Annotated in this window: 10 protein-coding genes; 7 read left to right on the forward strand and 3 right to left on the reverse strand. The window is 38.0% G+C overall.

From position 1 onward, the window contains the following. Positions 1–130 precede the first annotated feature (130 nt). Positions 131–3,973, forward strand: coding sequence for a hypothetical protein (locus E4T88_RS10375; RefSeq protein WP_135105376.1), 3,843 nt, complete (start codon positions 131–133; stop codon positions 3,971–3,973). On the opposite strand, the gene mnmL is transcribed toward E4T88_RS10375, so the two are convergent. Next, positions 3,974–4,897, reverse strand: a complete 924-nt coding sequence (gene mnmL, locus E4T88_RS10380) for a tRNA modification radical SAM protein MnmL/YtqA (protein ID WP_135105377.1) — start codon at positions 4,895–4,897, stop codon at positions 3,974–3,976. Positions 4,898–5,032: 135 nt separating this feature from the next. Then, entirely contained in the window at positions 5,033–5,854 is an 822-nt protein-coding gene (locus E4T88_RS10385) for an aldo/keto reductase (protein ID WP_135105378.1), read from the reverse strand. A 232-nt stretch (positions 5,855–6,086) separates the two neighbouring features. Here E4T88_RS10385 and E4T88_RS10390 point away from each other — a divergent pair, with 232 nt between their 5' ends. From E4T88_RS10390 to tsaE, 4 genes are all read left to right on the forward strand, one after another. Next, the gene (locus tag E4T88_RS10390; protein ID WP_006841644.1) at positions 6,087–7,547 is read left to right on the forward strand and encodes a tryptophanase; all 1,461 of its coding nucleotides are present in this window, start codon (positions 6,087–6,089) and stop codon (positions 7,545–7,547) included. Positions 7,548–7,900: 353 nt separating this feature from the next. Further along, entirely contained in the window at positions 7,901–9,037 is a 1,137-nt protein-coding gene (locus E4T88_RS10395) for a glycoside hydrolase family 18 protein (protein ID WP_135105379.1), read from the forward strand. A 129-nt stretch (positions 9,038–9,166) separates the two neighbouring features. Further along, entirely contained in the window at positions 9,167–10,711 is a 1,545-nt protein-coding gene (gene porX / locus E4T88_RS10400; RefSeq protein WP_135105380.1) for a T9SS response regulator signal transducer PorX, read from the forward strand. A gap of 65 nt (positions 10,712–10,776) precedes the next feature. Next, positions 10,777–11,193: a tRNA (adenosine(37)-N6)-threonylcarbamoyltransferase complex ATPase subunit type 1 TsaE gene (tsaE, locus tag E4T88_RS10405; RefSeq protein ID WP_135105381.1), complete on the forward strand. Its 417-nt coding sequence runs from the start codon at positions 10,777–10,779 to the stop codon at positions 11,191–11,193. Here tsaE and E4T88_RS10410 read toward each other — a convergent pair. Further along, positions 11,190–13,892 (reverse strand): TonB-dependent receptor domain-containing protein, encoded by a 2,703-nt coding sequence (locus E4T88_RS10410; protein ID WP_135105382.1) that lies wholly within the window; start codon positions 13,890–13,892, stop codon positions 11,190–11,192. The two genes, tsaE and E4T88_RS10410, sit on opposite strands and share 4 nt — an antisense overlap. Before the next feature lie 258 nt (positions 13,893–14,150). Between E4T88_RS10410 and E4T88_RS10415 the strand changes: the two genes are divergently transcribed. Together E4T88_RS10415 and E4T88_RS10420 are read left to right on the forward strand one after the other, a co-directional pair. Further along, positions 14,151–15,689, forward strand: a complete 1,539-nt coding sequence (locus tag E4T88_RS10415; protein WP_135105383.1) for a glycine--tRNA ligase — start codon at positions 14,151–14,153, stop codon at positions 15,687–15,689. 28 nt (positions 15,690–15,717) lie between these two features. Next, a complete protein-coding gene (locus E4T88_RS10420) occupies positions 15,718–16,296 on the forward strand; it encodes an FKBP-type peptidyl-prolyl cis-trans isomerase (protein ID WP_135105384.1) in 579 nt (192 codons plus the stop codon). Positions 16,297–16,320: the final 24 nt, after the last annotated feature.

The following is a 16,320-nucleotide window of genomic DNA, read 5'->3' on the forward strand; positions in this document are numbered from 1 at the left end:
TTGTCACTTTTTAGGAACAATCTATATTTATATGTGTTTCATAATTAATATCTTGGAGACAAGAAATGTTGATATAAAATGAATACATTTATACGGATATTGTCACTTTCTTATTTGCAACTTGTGTGAGATGGCTAAAAGTAGACACAAAATATTAAAATTTTCACTCTTTGCACTTGCTCTGCTTGTTGTGCTTGCCCTTTCTGTGAACTGGTATATGACTTATCGCCTTAAAGACAAGTTGAATAAAACGTTGGCGGAAGCAGTATCCAATGCAACGAATGGTTTTTATCGCTTTTCCTTCGAGAAGCTCTCTGTAGGGTTCCTTTCGGGAGAGCTTTCTATATACGGTCTACAACTTATTCCCGACTCTCTTGTATTTGATCAATGGGAACAAGGAGATAGCCTTCCCAAAGTATATTATAAAATTAATGTTGAAGAAATTCACTTCAAAGGAGTTAACCTGACTTGGCGCCGAGATTATAAAAAGTTGAAGTTTAATCTCTTTGAGGTAAATTCGCCGGATATAAAAGTTTTTGAACCTACATATTCAACAGATACTCTCGATGAGCAGCATAAAAATAGAAAGTCGCAAACACTATATCAAATTGTATCTCCTTATATAAACCGACTTGCAGTAAGTAGGATCAACCTCACCAATATGAATGTTTCATATACTGTGGTCGATTCTGTATCACCTGTTGTGTACGGATTGAAGGACGCTAACTTTTTTGCGTTTAATTTCTTGTTGGATGAAAATTCTTCAGAATCGGGAAAACTTCTATTGTGCGATAATTTTGAGTTCTCGGCAAGTACTCCGCAATCCCTTTTGTATAGTGACGAAATCATTCTTAATACGAAGAATATTCAACTGAGTACGATCGATTCCATTATTCAAATTGACGGTGTGGATATTCACCCTAAAGATGAATTTTGGGCACGTCGGCTTGAGAAAACGGGAGATTATCTAAAAGCTACAGTGGATGAGGTGAAGGTGAAGGGGGTTGGATTTGAAAGGAGAAAAGGATTAAATCACCTTCATGCCCGTACTTTCGATATCAGGTCTACAGACATACAGTATCATAGCGTACAGGGAGCATCGGACGACTCTATCCCTGTGGAAGAGAAGAAGCTGCAAGACGAGCCTTGGTCTTTATATACAATACTGTCTCCTATTCTTTATCGGACATCTATAGACAAGATAAGTGTAGAAGAAACCAAATTTAATTATGTACATACTCAAAATAACATTACGGATGTTTATACGCTGGGAAAGTTTGATTTTCATGCCAATGATTTTCTTGTAGATTCTCTTTCCGAAAAGTTGAGGAAATTCTGGTATGTGGATAACTTCACGATGATAGCAGATAATATTAATGGAACACAAAGAAGTAATAATTCTGAGTTAAATGTAAAACGCTTGTATTTAGATACGAATACTGAAAAGTTTGAAATATCAGATATAAAAATCAAACCTTTATCTACCAATACTAAGAAGGATTATTTGTTCGGAGATGTGAAGTCTATAAGTGTTGATGGACTCGAATATACCGCAGGAGTTTCTGCTGAGCTTCTTAATATTGAATCGCCTAATATTGAATATTTTAAATTAACGGAAAAAAATAAAGGTAAATCGAAAGATAAAAAGAAGGTTTCACCCGAGAATGTCCTTGATTTTTTTACTCCGTATTCCGATTTCTTATCTGTAAAAAGAATAAATCTGAAGAATGCAAATCTGATATATCATAATAAGGAAGACGATGAAACCTTTCGTCTGAAAGATTTGAATTTCCATGCATCCAAATTTCTTATCAGTAAAGATACTAGGGCGACTTCACCCTATTTATTCACAAGTGATGATATAAGTCTTTCCTTTAGGGATTTTGATAATCTCCTATTCGGGAAGAAATATCAATTGCAGATAGCTGCTGCTGATGTATCTACCAGTACGGGGGAAATGGTGTTGAAGGATATCAAGTTAACTCCGCAAGATAAATCTTGGGAAGAGGCTTCCGTAGTTTATGATATTGCTTCGCCCCTGATACAGATTACAGGATTTGACAATATTGACTACTTCAAAGATAAAACAATCGCTCTTAAAGACTTCTTTGTAGAAGCTCCTCAGATAAAGGTAATGAAAACAAAAATAGATGGAGGTGATAATAAGAAGAAAGCCCTGTCTCCGGGAAAGTCTTCTTTTTTAACGAAGCTTTCTGTCGATAATTTGTCTATAACTGACCCCAATTTTATTTATATCGGTAAAGATGAAGATAGTTTGAGTGCTGAATTGACTGCGTTTAAATTAGATTCTTTGAAATGGAATATTCATCATAACTTGGATATCGCAGAGTTAATGTTGCAGTCTCCACGAGTATATTATGCGAATAATAGTAAAAAAGAAAAATTAGACAAAGGGGCAAGTCATAAACTAAATCTTCAATTCCTCGGTAGAAACATCAATCTAGGTAAGCTTGTCGTTTCGAATGCAAGTGTTAATCTGAATCGGCCTTCAGATACGCTTGATTTCAAAATTGCACAGTTTGATTTTTCAGGTCTTAGCTGGATCATGAGGTCAGAAGGTTCTTCGTTGGGTTTGGCGGCTATCAATTTTTATAAACCGACTTTGGATATACGCAAGCATTCTATAGAAACTCAGAATATAGATTCACAAACTGTCTCTTCACGAAAGGATATTTACTCTTTTATTGCGCCCTATCTTCATAATCTGTCAGTGGGAGAGTTCAATCTTACGGATGCCAATCTCAATTACTCTAATTCTAAAACAGACAACAAAGAAGAAAGGCAAAAGCTGAACGAGACTAGCCTCTTTCTTCGTGGTCTGACTTTAGATACCCAAAAGAAGAAATTTGACCTCGCTGATATTCGTTTTAATACCAAAGACCTTTCTTTTCCAATCATGGATGGATTCTATACTCTTAGTTTTGGCAATATCAATATAGATAAGAGAGGGCAGATAGCAGAAGTCTCGGATGTGAAGATGAAATCTACTTATCCCAAATTTGAATTTGCATACAAACATCCGAAGCATAAAGACTGGTTTGATTTTACAATGGGTAAGTTTCAGCTTTCAGGGCTCGATTATTCGGCACTGACTGCCGATAATAAGATAAAGGCTAAGCATCTAAAGATAGAGGATGTCGTTCTGTTGAACCTTAAGAATCAGCAAATAAAGATAGAGCATAATATTATGCCGCTGATCTATGAGAAAATACAGAAACTGCCTGTTCAGCTAGATATAGATTCGGCGAATGTTAATAATTTTTCCGTGCTGTATGAAGAGCTGCCAAGAAACGGCAATATGTCTGGTAAGATTCACTTTGACAATATGAATGGTAAAATAAGCGGCTTGACAAATATAGCTTCTTACCCCGAGCAATTTATCCGTTTAGATGTAGATGGTAAATTTATGGGAGGTACTTTTACCGCCCGCTGGAATATTCCCGTAAGTGCTGATTATGATTCTTTTGTGTTAGAAGCAAATATGCAGCAGTTTGATATGACGAGATTGAATGGTGTATTTCTCCCTTTAGCAAAAGTTGAGTTGCAGAGTGGTATATTGCAGGATTTCTATTTCAGGACAGAGGCTTCCAGTATAGATGCCAGAGCCAATATGCTGTTTCGGTATAATGATCTTAAATTAACCATATTCAAAGATATAGAAATTGAAGAGCAAAATAAGCTTTTGTCAAGGATTGCCAATATTCTTGTAAGGTCTAATAATCCGAATAGTAAGCGGTCAAAACCTCGTGTGGCTGATGTAACGCTCGATCGTGACCCTTATCACTCCACATTCAATTACTTTTGGCAGATATTGCAGCCTGCTCTTGCGGAGTCGGTAGGTGTTTCGCAACAAAAGCAAAACATGGCGAAAAAAGTAACTCAGTTTTTCTCAAAAGTCAAGAATTTCTTTACCGGGAAAAAGGAGAGTAAAGAGAAAGAAGATAAAAAGTAATTATTTACGATACAACCGCCCCTGCCACGTCTTTCTTTCCTCAAACTTTTTCAATACTTTGGCGGTGAATTCGAAGTTTTTCAACCCCCAATCAGGTGCTATCAGTAGCTGTTTCGGCGATTGAGAAATAAAACGCTCTATGATAAAGTCAGGATTAAGTTTCTCGGCAAAGTCGATACATAGGTCAATGTAATCGTCTACCTCGAACAGATTGAACCATTCGGGATGTTCCCGATATTGCCTTGCCATTACTGTTCCTTTTATCAGTTGTAGCTGGTGTAGCTTTATAGTTGTCAGTGGAAGCTTGGCTACTACGTCGGCATGTGCCAGTACCTGCTCACGGCTTTCATGAGGTAGCCCAAGAATAAGATGTGCTCCTGTATATATCCCTTTTGCTGCTGTTTTAAGTATGGCCTCTTCACTTTCCTGATGCGTGTGTCCACGATTTATAAATTCAAGAGTGGAATCAAGCGTTGATTCCAAGCCGTATTCTATGATGAGGAAAGTTCTTTTATTTAGCTCAGCAAAATAATCGAGTAACTCGTCCGGCATGCAGTCGGGGCGTGTGCCGATAATCAATCCCACAACATTGGGATATGATAATGCTTCTTCATACAGTTCAATCAGTTTCTCGATACTATCATAGGTATTTGTGTATGACTGAAAGTATGCGAGGTATTTCATTTCAGGATACTTGTAAGAGAAGAAAGCAATGCCATCTCTGAGTTGGTCGCTAACACTGCGTTGCTTTCCTCCATACCCCGGGCTAAAGCTTTGGTTGTTGCAATATGTACATCCTCCTACGGCTTTCGACCCATCCCTGTTTGGACAAGTAAATCCCGCATTTATCGATATTTTTTGAACCTTATATGGGAAGTGTTTTGTAAGAAGCTCTCCAAATTCTTTATAGAATTTATTTTCCATTCGTCTTTTTTATTTTGGATGCAAAGGTAATGATATGCGAAATGAAATTATTATAAAGCTCATATTTTAACCACTTGGCGTATATCATTACCCTATTCCCTTAATCGCTTTTAATGGATTGCGTGATAAGCTTTCTTAGAAATTTACATGATCCGGATCTGGTCCTATACGCAAATTTTTATTTAGCGAATTGATGCTTTTGATTTCATCTTCGTTCAGACTAAAGTCAAATATATTCAGATTCTCGACCATGCGTTTCTCGTTTGATGACTTAGGTATGGTTACTACTCCACGTTGGTAATCCCAACGGAGTATTATCTGAGCCGGAGATTTCGAGTATTTGTCTGCGAGGTCAGTCAATATCTTTTCATTGAACAATCCCGTCTGATTCGCCGCAAAAGGACTCCATGCTTCTACACGGATACCTGCTTTCTTGCAATAGCTCAAATCATTTTCTTGTACAAGATATGGGTGCAATTCTATCTGATTTACGGCAGGAGTTATGGTCGATTCTTTTGCCAATGCCTCCAAGTGGTATTGCTTGAAATTGCTGACGCCAATTGCTTTCACTTTCCCAGTTTGATATATTTCCTCAAACTTTTTCCATGTTTCTATGAACTTCCCTTCTACAGGCCAGTGAACAAGATATAGATCGATGTAATCGAGATCAAGCTTTCTTAAGCTGGTCTCAAAGGCTTCTTTTACCTTGCCGCTTCGCTGGTCTGAGTTCCACATCTTTGTGGTTACGAATATTTCTTCCCGAGGAATACCCGAGTTTTTAATAGCTTTTCCTACAGCTTCTTCGTTGTGATAATACATGGCTGTGTCGATATGCCTGTATCCAACTGAGAATGCGGTTCCTATCACCTTTTCAGCTTCCTTGTTATCTTCCAAGCGGAATACGCCTAGTCCAACCCATGGTATATCTATACCATTATTCAATTTTACTTTTTCCATTTTCTGTGTAATTTATATTTGATATTTATACATTATTCGGGGAGTAACTAATTTAACAAATTAAGCAAGAGAATTGTTCCTTTTTAAAATTATGACTATTTGTTTCAAAAAAGAAATTAAAGCGAATAATTTTTGCTTATTAGCCACTTCCTTGCGTCTTTTTCATTTGTTTATCAGATATTTATTTATAAATTGCGAAATCTAATTTTTAGCATTACTATAAACTAATATCATGTCAGAAAACTCTTCTAAGATTAAATTTTACAGTGGAGAAAGTATTCCGCTGGAATTGCACAAGGTGCGTGTTGTACAAAAATTACATTTAGTCCCAATTGAACGTCGTTTGGAAGCTCTTTACGAAGCCGGATTCAATACATTCAGGCTCGACACAAAAGATGTTTTCCTGGATATGCTTACCGACAGCGGTACCAATGCGTTGAGTGATCGCCAGATGGGTGCTATGATGATAGCCGATGATGCTTACGCCGGATCGCAAAGTTTTGTCCGCTATCAGAAAGCTGTGGAGGAAGTACTCGGTAAAAAATATCTTCTTCCCGTACATCAGGGACGCGCGGCGGAGAATATCATATCCAACGCCTATATCCGTAAGGGAAGCATTGTGCCGATGAACTATCACTTCACTACAGCAATGGCACACATTACCCAATATGGCGGTAAAATCGAAGAATTGCTCTATGATGAAGCCTATGTAATAAATAGCAAGCACCCGTTTAAGGGGAATATGAACCTTGAAAAGTTGGAGAAATGCATCAACAAACATGGAGCTGCCAATATTCCTTATATCCGCATGGAAGCATCTACCAACCTTATTGGCGGACAGCCTTTCTCGATGGAAAACTTTCGGGGTGTGCGTGCTATTGCCGATAAATACAAAATACGCCTTGTCCTTGATGCTAGTTTGCTAGGAGAAAATGCATGGCTGATCAAGCAACGTGAGGAGGAGTTTAAGAATAGCTCGATGGCTGAGATTATCCTTGCAATGACCGATCTTGCTGACTTGGTTTACTTCTCGGCACGAAAGCTGAGCTCGTCTCGTGGCGGCGGTATCTGTACCAATGATTACGCCATCATGAAGGAGTTGGAACCGCTTGTTCCTCTGTTCGAAGGATTCCTTACCTATGGCGGTATGTCGGTTCGTGAGATAGAAGCTATTGCCATCGGACTGTATGAAACATTGGATGAGGGTATGATATGCCAAAGCCCGCAGTTTATTGAATATTTGGTTAATGCTTTCGAAAAGAAAGGCATTCCTGTAGTGACACCTCCCGGTGTATTAGGCGCACACGTCAATGCGATGGAAATTTGTTCTCATATCCCTCAGAAAGAATATCCGGCGGGTGCTTTAGCCGCTGCGTTTTTCCTTATCTCGGGAGTACGTGGTATGGAGAGAGGGTCGGTATCTAACCAGCGTGATGAATATGGCAACGAGACCTATGCAGATATGGAATTACTTCGCTTGGCTGTTCCTCGCCGTGTGTTTACCCTTTCACAAATCAAATATGTGGAAGATCGAATGACATGGCTGTATGAAAATCGCAACCTGATAGGAGGGCTGAAATTCGTATACGAACCGCCTGTTCTTCGCTTTTTTATGGGAGGGCTCGAACCGATAAATGATTGGCCGCAGCGATTGATGGCTAAATTCAGAGAAGATTTTGGCGATAGCTTATAGAAAATACGATATAATATCATCACGGCATGGGTCTTATGCCGTTTTTGTTTTCTATGCTTTTTATTCGGAGAGGAATTGTTAAAAGGTGACAAAAGTGACACTTTTACCCTATTTTTTAATGTCACTTTTTTTTATTGTGCAACTACCTAAAATATCCCATTATATCAAAGAGCTCTTTATAATGAGATAATTTTAATAAAATGAAATACGAGCTTTCTATAAGAAAATTTTGAGGAATATGTAGAGGCTATTAAGTCATATATTGAGAAATAAAACTCTTTTGCTAACTAATTAATTTACAATTATTTTTCTTAGTTTTGTATTCAAAGCAAACTATCAAAAAAAATAATAGCATGAAAAACATCTTTACGTATGGCATTCTATGTGCCCTTATTTTAACGGGTTTCTGTTCGTGTGGCAAGAAGTCAAAGACATCAGGTGAACCCTCACGCCCGGTTATTATCGCTTATGTGGGAGGATATAATGGTTTAGTGGATGTAGACAAAATCTCGCCTAACAAAATTACGCATATTAACTATGCCTTTGTCGATGTAAAGGATGGAAAAGCATTTCTTACGAATGAGGCGACCGATACGACCAATTTCAGGAAGCTAAACGAATTGAGGCAGCAAAACCCTGATCTCAAAATCTTGATATCTATCGGAGGCTGGTCTTGGAGCCGTAATTTTTCGGACGCCGTGCTGACTGCTGAAGGACAGAAAACATTTGCTAAATCTGCGGTGGAAATAATGAAAAAAAATAATCTTGACGGGGTAGACATCGATTGGGAATATCCTGCTCTTCCGGGTGATGTGGGGAATGTATACCGTCCCGAAGACAAGCACAATTATACGTTGATGTTTGCTGCTATCAGAGATGAACTTGATGCTTTGGAAAAAGAGACTGATAAGAAATATCTATTAACAACGGCTGTTGGTGGTTTTCAGCAGTTTGTAGATAGCACCGAAATGAATAAAGCACAGGAATATCTCGATTATGTAAATATCATGACCTACGATTCGCAAAGTAATGAACAAGCAATACACCATACCAATCTCTATCCTTCCGACAAATATCCTCAAAAGCAAGGGGCTGATGTTGCCGTAAAGGCTTATTTAGCCGCCGGTGTTCCGGCCGAAAAGCTAGTGATGGGCATTGCTTTTTATGGACGAGCTTTTAATCTGAAGAAAGGAGCGTCTAAAGGTATTGGCGATCCTGTTGCAGAACAGATAAGGGGTAGGGGCTATACCTACATCAAGGATAGCCTTGTAAATCAGAACGAGTACTATCGATATTGGGATCAGAGTGCACGTGCACCATACTTGTTCAATTTCTACAAAGGAGTATTTGTTACTTACGACGATGAGGAGTCAGTAAAAGAAAAATGTCAGTATGTATTGGATAATAAAATGGGAGGAGTGATGTTTTGGGAATATAGCTCCGATCCTAAAGAATATTTGTTGAACGAAATAAACAAGGTACTTAAATAATAAAGTTTAACAATCTCAAATTTTCATATTGAACTTCTGTTTGTACTTTTGAGAATAAAGTGCAACGAATGATATAGCAAGCCACTTTATATTCAAATAATGTGGTTTGCTTTATTTAATAGATTATAAATGAGGAAAAGACGGATACTTTGGGCTGACGATGAAATTTATATGCTACGATCGCATATCCTTTTTTTAGAAGAGAAGGGATATGAAGTCACTCCAGTAAATAGTGGTCAGGATGCTATTGATAGTATAAAAAGCGAATCTTTCGATATTGTTTTTCTTGACGAGAATATGCCCGGTGTTTCGGGGCTCGATGCATTAAGCATCATCAAAGAGATCAACCCCAATATTCCCGTTATTATGATTACAAAAAGCGAAGATGAGGGGATTATGACTCACGCTATTGGGAAAAAGATAGCAGACTATCTTATCAAGCCCGTCAATCCCAATCAAATCCTCCTTTCCATCAAGAAAAACCTGCACAAGGACGATATTGTTTCAGAGGTTACAGTTGAAGGTTATCGCGAAGAATTTAATAAAATCAGTGCACAGATAAATGATTCGAATACGTACGAGCAATGGGTGGATATCTACAAAAAGCTTGTTTACTGGGAGCTTGAGCTGGCAGCATCAGACAGCCCCTTGATGGACTTGCTTCGGATACAAAAGAATGAAGCCAATAATAGTTACTGTAAGTTCGTAAAGAAGAATTATGAGTCGTGGGTACAAAATCCGAATAAGAGACCTTTGATAAGCCCTGAGCTTTTTTCGCAGAAAGTATTTCCACTTTTGGATAATGGCGAAAAATTGTTCTTTATCCTTATTGATAATTTTAGGCTCGATCAGTGGTCTGATATAAAAGACCTTTTGGCAAATGATTTTACAATTTCCGAAGACGAATACTTAAGCATATTACCCACTGCGACTCAATATGCACGCAACGCCATTTTTTCGGGGTTGATGCCTTCCCAAATGGCCAAATTGTATCCCGACCTTTGGGTGGATGAAGATGAGGATGAAAGTAAAAACCTCAATGAAGAAGCTTTACTGCATACTCAGATTGAGCGATACAGAAAAAATTATACTTTCTCATATAATAAGTTATTATCCTCTTCATCGGGAGAAAAGCTGCTGCAAGGGATGGATCGGCTAAGCAATAAGCAACTGAATGTAGTTGTTATCAACTTTGTGGATATGCTTTCTCATGCCCGTACTGAATCGAGAATGATACGGGAACTTGCATCCGACGAAGCCGCCTATCGTTCTTTGACTCGGTCTTGGTTTAAACATTCGAGTACAATGGATATTCTGAAGAAGGCAAAAGCAATGGGATATAAAATTATTTTGACTACCGATCATGGAACGATACGGGTAAAAAATCCACTCAAGGTAATTGGCGATAAGACGGTGAATACGAATATTCGTTATAAGGTAGGGCGCAATCTGGATTATGACCGCAAAAAAGTATACGATATTCATTCTCCCGAAAAGATAGGCTTACCCGCATTGCATATCAGCTCTAAGTATATCTTTGCTACAGGCGACGATTTCTTTGCTTATCCGAATAATTATAATTACTACGTGTCTTATTACACAGATACATTTCAGCATGGGGGTATTTCGCTCGAAGAAATGATTGTTCCTTTTATTACTTTGATCGGGAAATAACAGAAAATTTGTTTTCCAAAATATATCTTTGCAATCAGAAGTTACATTGTAGAATAATTTTGAATATGAATATAAAGATAGAATCATTAGATAAAATAGACGAGGCGGCTCTCGAGTTTATCCGTGCTATGGGCGATAATACTGTATTTGCTTTTCATGGAGATATGGGAGCAGGCAAAACGACATTTATAAAAGCTATCTGCGAGAATCTCGGAGTATCTGATACCATCAACAGCCCTACGTTTGCTATCGTAAACGAATACCGTTCCGACAGTGGAGAATTGATCTATCATTTCGACTTTTATCGTATCAATAAAATTGAGGAGGTTTTTGATTTTGGCTACGAAGATTACTTTTATAGCGGCAGCCTTTGCTTTATTGAATGGCCTGAGAAAGTTGACACTTTACTGCCAAAAGATACGGTAAATGTTTATGTCAAAGTACAAGAGGATGGTAGCCGGGAGGTAAGTTTGAGTATTTAATTGTATTCTAGTTCATCTATATCGCCATCATTACTTTTCCCCTTACTCTTGATAATATTAAACTTATAGGAGAAGCTAAACATGAAGTATCGGTTGATACTATTTGTGCGCGAGTCTGACATGTAGTTACTGCTTACATAACGTGACAGATTATTTCTGTCGTTCAGTATATCATAGAATTCAACCTTCAGTGTACCTCTTTTCTTTTTTAGGAATAGTTTTGAGACAGAAGCATTCCAAAGTATTTCTTTCTTCTTAAAATCATTGCCATACCCTGCATAATATGTCATATTGAGGAAGTTCTGTATCGAAAAATCGTAGGGTAGTTTCCATAACACAGAATGTTGGATATTGTAGTTGGATGTGTTTCTATCTTGCACATTCGACAAATTATTCTTTGTTATGTTATATGTCATACCTAGTTCGAGGCGTGTTTCAAGTTTGTCAACCTTAAACTTTCCTGAAACTTTTTCACTAAGTACTATATTATGCGTTTTCGCTTCTTCACCGTTCGTGTAGCCAATATTCTTGTAATAGTTGGCATAGGTGCTGTTGTCGATCGTGAATTTCTTGTTTCGTAATGGGGTATTGAATATAAAATTGATATTTGCGCCCATATTACCACTTACATTTCTATATGTATTCGTACTATTCCCCAAATCATCTATCAGAGTATAGTCTACAATGTTGTTGAATGTATAATTGAATCCTCCCGAAAGCATCATATAACGATTTGAGGCGTAGTCAGATTTCCGATAATATACATTGAAGTTGTTGCTATAGCTTGGTTTCAAATTTGGGTTTCCATAATATTTAGATAATGCACTAACGATAACGGTATCGGCAGATAGTTGAGTGATCCCCGGTTGACTGGTCGATCCTGAGTAGCTTATATCTAGGTTGGTGTGATCGTTTGGTTGGTACGAAAAGTTTAGAGTTGGCGAAAAGTTTATGACATTCTGTTTAAGATTTTCGATGATAGAATCGGCAATGCTTACTTTACTTCGCGAATATGACGGATCGATGCTCAATCCTATCGTATAATTGTATTTTTCCTTAGTCGTCTGAAAGTTCAAACTTATATTTTGGTTCACATATCTATTCTCGGTATTTCGTGCATAAGCCGTATCCAGAAGAGTATAATTGCCTGCACCATCTTTTTTGCGGACATCACGCATCCGCTCCGAATTATTTACCCCATACGAGTATGCAAACTGTAGTCTATGGTCTTTTCCCAACGGCTCTACATACGATAGGGATAAAGTGTAGTTGCTGGTATTATTATCTGTCTTGTTTTGCTGGTCTATTATTTTATCATCTTTTCCTTCGCTATAGGTCGTTTGAGAATAATTAGTTCCTTTACTGTTATCCTTTCTAATCGAATTGTTGAAAGTAAAGCTTACTGTCCTCCCTTTATCATTCAATTTTCGGCCGATAGTTACAAAATTATTTATGTTGTAACCATCACCTTTCGATTGACTATTCGAATATCCCGACGTGGTATCCTTTTCGGCTACATAGGAAAGATTGGTCGAACTTTGAATATTCTTTGTGTTGTTAAGGCTGATATATGACCGTGCAAAAATGGTAGTGAGCGAATCGGGCTTCCATTGCAGGTTCATTCCTAAGTTTGCATTTTCTCTTTTGCTGCGGTACGATGCATCCTGTTTGGAGAAACGATCACCCGAAGATAAGAAAGTCTGAGTATTGGTTTTTGTTTCCATCAGGTTGTCGTTATTTGCATAGCGGATACTGCCGCCTACTCTGATTTTTTCTGAAGGCTGGAGAAAAATATTTGCGCCCAGATTTTTATTCTTCTCAATCCCGTTGTCCATACCCATCGGATACCCATTGTCATTGGTATTACTCATTTCTCCGACTAAAGACACCTGATTGTCGTTGCGCATGTAGTTTGTTATTGCTTTATTGGCGTATCTGTCGTCACTCCCATATCCGGCTTTTACTTCTCCAAAGATGCTCTGTTTCAGTTCTTCTTTTACAACCAGATTGAGTACCTGATCGGGATCTTTATCTTTAAATCCGGTTACTTTTGCTGCTTCAGACTCCTCTTTATAGAGTTGGAGCTTTTTTATCATGTTTGCGGGAAGGTTTGCCAATGCCATCGGAATATCATTTCCGAAAAACTCCTTTCCGTCTACCAGTATTTTTTTTACAGGCTTTCCATTTGCCGATATATTGCCCTGTGCGTCTATCTCTACTCCGGGCATATTTTTTATTATGTCTTGCAGCATATCACTCTCCTGAGATGTGTATGATGTGGCATTATACTCGATGGTGTCGCCTTTGACCAATATATCGGGTACCTTCGCTTCTACAATGGCATCTTTGAGCTGAATGGTATTTTCTACGAGATAGATATTCCCAAATGAATAGCCGGGATTTTGTGTAGAAATATTAAAGTTTTGTAAAAATCTTTTATATCCTAAAAAAGAAGCTTCCAAAATGTATTTTCCTGTCGTAACCGATAGCTTGAAATTACCTTTTTCGTTTGTTGCAACCCCTTTTATGTAGCTGCTATCTGCCTCATTAAGCAATCTGACGGTGACAAATGGGATAGGATCTTTTGTTATTGAGTCATATACAGAGCCTTGCACATATCCTGATGAGTTGCCTTCAACTGTTTGAGCCACAGTTGAAAGGGTTGTAAAGATGAATAGTAAAAGATATAAATATCTCATCAGAATACATTTGTTTTAGTGACAACGAAGATAAGTTTTTTTATATAGAGTGTAAAATCAATGGAATTCGTTAAACACCCTTCTGTTTTATATCAAAAAAAAATGCTTACTTTGTGCAACTTATTCATTTTAGGTCAGATCTGTTTATTGCCTGTTTAAGTATAATCTCTTTCAGAATGATTATAGCTTACAATATAAGGCATTAGATATGTTCTGTTTGTTTATTTATTAGATAACGTAAAAAAGAGTCATAGGAATATGTCAGAAGATGTTTTTAAGAAGATAGTTTCCCATTGCAAGGAGTATGGTTTTGTTTTTCAGTCTAGTGAAATATATGATGGGCTAAGTGCCGTATATGATTATGGGCAAATGGGTGTAGAATTAAAAAACAATATCAAAAAGTACTGGTGGGACAGTATGGTACTTTTGAATGAAAATGTTGTTGGTATTGATTCTGCTATCTTTATGCACCCTACTATCTGGAAAGCATCCGGACACGTTGATGCGTTCAACGATCCTTTGATTGACAATAAAGACAGTAAAAAGCGTTATCGTGCCGATGTTCTGATCGAAGATTATTTGGCTAAGATGGACGACAAAGTAAATAAAGAAGTAGAGAAAGCAGCAAAACGATTTGGTGAGAGTTTCGATGAAGCCATGTTTCGTCAAACCAATCCTCGTGTATTAGAAAATCAGGCTAAGCGTGATGAAGTGCATGCTCGTTTTGCAAAAGCATTGAATGATAGCAATCTGGAAGAACTACGTCAAATCATTCTCGATTGCGAAATAGTTGACCCTATCAGCGGGACACGTAACTGGACTGAAGTTCGTCAGTTCAATCTTATGTTTTCTACCGAGATGGGATCTACTGCTGATGGTGCAATGAAAGTATATCTTCGTCCTGAGACTGCACAGGGTATTTTCGTAAACTTCCTGAATGTGCAAAAAACAGGGCGTATGAAGATTCCTTTCGGTATTGCGCAGATTGGTAAAGCATTCCGTAACGAGATTGTAGCTCGTCAGTTTATCTTCCGTATGCGTGAGTTCGAACAGATGGAGATGCAGTTCTTCGTTCGTCCGGGAGAAGAGCTCGATTGGTTTGCAAAATGGAAAGAGTTTCGCATGAAATGGCATAAGTCGCTTGGATTCGGCGATAACAAGTATCGTTTCCACGACCATGACAAGCTAGCCCATTATGCAAATGCAGCAACTGATATCGAATTTGAAATGCCATTCGGATTTAAAGAAGTAGAAGGCATACACTCTCGTACCGATTTTGACTTGGCAAGCCATGAGAAGTTTTCTGGTAAAAAATTACAATATTTCGATCCTGAACTCAATAAATCATACACTCCTTACGTTATTGAAACGTCTATCGGTGTAGACCGTATGTTCTTATCTACACTTTCGGCTGCGTATGCAGAGGAAGTATTAGAAGACGGAGAAACTCGTGTAGTATTAAGATTGCCGGCAGCACTGGCTCCTATCAAGCTTGCTGTATTACCTTTGGTAAAAAAAGACGGCCTTCCGGAGAAAGCACGTGAAATTATTGATGCTCTGAAATTTGACTTTAAATGTCAATACGATGAGAAGGACAGTATCGGCAAGCGTTACCGCCGTCAGGATGCGATAGGAACTCCTTACTGTGTTACTGTAGATCACCAGTCATTGCAGGATAATACTGTAACAATTCGCTATCGTGATACAATGCAGCAGGAACGTGTGGCTATAGACAAATTATCGGATATTATTGCTGATAAAGTAAGTATGAAGAATTTATTGAAAACAATTGGCTAAACCCGATTGTAACCCATATAATGAATATATGAATAGAAGAATTTTAATATTAGCTGTTTTATTTGGTGTTCTCATCTCTTTCGGCTCATGCGTGAATGATGACGATGACAGCACTGTAAGTCAAGAATGGAAAACATATAATGAACAGCAGGTAAGAAATGCCTCTTCTTCAGGATATACACCCCGCCCTTCGCAAAGTGGTAATGGAAGTGTATATTGGAAATCGATAACTGATTTCGTTCCTGGGGATGAGCCTTCAATAGATCGATTTCCGATCTTTACGGATAGTGTTTCTGTAAGATATGAAGGTTGGTTTTTCCGCTTGGACGATACTAAATATACATTTGATAGTACCGAAGGTGACAAAAATGGTATGGTGCTTAGGACTAGAGTGAATGGTGGATTGATTGATGGGTTTGCTACCATGCTTCAGAATATGAAAATAGATGAACAAGCTGAGGTTTGTATTCCTTACCTACTTGGTTATGGAACTGTAGGGTCATATAGCAGTGGAGTGCAAATAATACCCGGATATACTACACTTTGGTTCAAGATTAAACTTCTGAATATCTATGATGAGAAGAAAAAAGAATGGGTGAAGAAATAAGGCGGCTATAGAGAAAATAATAGA

This window comes from Dysgonomonas mossii, from assembly GCF_004569505.1.
Taxonomy (GTDB): Bacteria; Bacteroidota; Bacteroidia; order Bacteroidales; family Dysgonomonadaceae; genus Dysgonomonas.

Excerpts from the sequence above, each read along its gene's own strand:
- porX (WP_135105380.1), top strand. The coding sequence starts at position 9,167 with ATGAGGAAAAGACGGATACTTTGGGCTGACGATGAAATTTATATGCTA.
- E4T88_RS10390 (WP_006841644.1), top strand. The coding sequence starts at position 6,087 with ATGTCAGAAAACTCTTCTAAGATTAAATTTTACAGTGGAGAAAGTATT.
- E4T88_RS10420 (WP_135105384.1), top strand. The coding sequence starts at position 15,718 with ATGAATAGAAGAATTTTAATATTAGCTGTTTTATTTGGTGTTCTCATC.
- tsaE (WP_135105381.1), top strand. The coding sequence starts at position 10,777 with ATGAATATAAAGATAGAATCATTAGATAAAATAGACGAGGCGGCTCTC.
- E4T88_RS10375 (WP_135105376.1), top strand. The coding sequence starts at position 131 with ATGGCTAAAAGTAGACACAAAATATTAAAATTTTCACTCTTTGCACTT.
- mnmL (WP_135105377.1), bottom strand. The coding sequence starts at position 4,897 with ATGGAAAATAAATTCTATAAAGAATTTGGAGAGCTTCTTACAAAACAC.
- E4T88_RS10415 (WP_135105383.1), top strand. The coding sequence starts at position 14,151 with ATGTCAGAAGATGTTTTTAAGAAGATAGTTTCCCATTGCAAGGAGTAT.
- E4T88_RS10385 (WP_135105378.1), bottom strand. The coding sequence starts at position 5,854 with ATGGAAAAAGTAAAATTGAATAATGGTATAGATATACCATGGGTTGGA.
- E4T88_RS10410 (WP_135105382.1), bottom strand. The coding sequence starts at position 13,892 with ATGAGATATTTATATCTTTTACTATTCATCTTTACAACCCTTTCAACT.
- E4T88_RS10395 (WP_135105379.1), top strand. The coding sequence starts at position 7,901 with ATGAAAAACATCTTTACGTATGGCATTCTATGTGCCCTTATTTTAACG.